The sequence below is a fragment of the Vibrio sp. 10N.261.52.A1 genome (assembly GCF_002876325.1).
GTDB lineage: Bacteria > Pseudomonadota > Gammaproteobacteria > Enterobacterales > Vibrionaceae > Vibrio > Vibrio chagasii.
This window is the reverse complement of sequence record NZ_MCYD01001235.1, coordinates 1-1,009: the sequence shown is the minus strand read 5'-3', so window position 1 is coordinate 1,009 and position 1,009 is coordinate 1. Positions and strand designations below refer to the sequence as shown.

The following is a 1,009-nucleotide window of genomic DNA, read 5'->3' as shown; positions in this document are numbered from 1 at the left end:
ATATATCAGGTCTCGAATTAATAAAAATAATCAACCAAGTCGATGAAGTCCCTGTGTTATTTGGCTACACCGCAGACATGTCAATAAAATCGATTAGAGATTTTGAGCAAGCAGGTACTCAAGGGGTTTTACCCAAACCCCTTACCGATAAAGCATTTCGACAGGTGGTTATTAATTATTTTATGAACAGTATAAGTCGATCTAAAACGTAGAATAATGTTTTACATCGGACAAAAAGTACAGGTTAGACATCTCTTAAAGCAGCAAGACAGCGAATACGCTTTTGATGTGAGGCAGCAGAAACCTTAACTTTACATATTTTTACAGGGAATAGTTATGGACAAACAAAGTAGGCAGCAGATGGACGAGATTCTTATATTGGTAGGTCTAAGGTCTCGTCTTCTAAAGGTCGAATCGCGCAGCGGTTCCAGATTCATAGCATTTTTTTCTCTCACTTTAACTGCTAACTCATGATCATAAACACGCCAGAATTAACCTTACTTTTCCGATATATCCGAGTGCAGGTTGTTAGTGTATTAGGTGGAGAGCCTAAACATTGGCACTCAGATGAAGAGTTGGATGAATATTTAACGAACATTGATGAGAGAATGGTCTGTTTACTTCATGATTTGTTAGTAATGCTTGATTATGTATATACCTTGAAGCTAAACAATATCGACTTAGAAAACGAAGAACGCGACATCCTAGATGTAGCTCAAGAGCTAATTTTAGCAGTCAAATATCTAAGTCAACGAGATAAATGCCTCGAAAAATGGAGATGAAAAAGTGGCAGCAAAAATGGCAGCACTCATTGCAAATTGACGTTATTTAAGGGTGAAAATCGCCCAAAATACTGTACTTATATACATGCAATTCCATTTAAGTTGTTGATTTTAATTGCTATTTTTTGGTTTTCATTAGGTTCTACGGCATGTCTTCACAGTCTGCTATGGACAAGCACTCAGGTGGTGTTGCTAAGTACCGTGCTGCAGAAGGTAAAACTGTTTTA

General features: G+C 37.3%; 1 pseudogene. It reads left to right on the top strand.

What is annotated here, in order from left to right:
• Positions 1 to 212, top strand: a pseudogene (locus BCT81_RS29645) (hybrid sensor histidine kinase/response regulator); the annotation flags it as partial.
• Positions 213 to 1,009 lie beyond the last annotated feature (797 nt).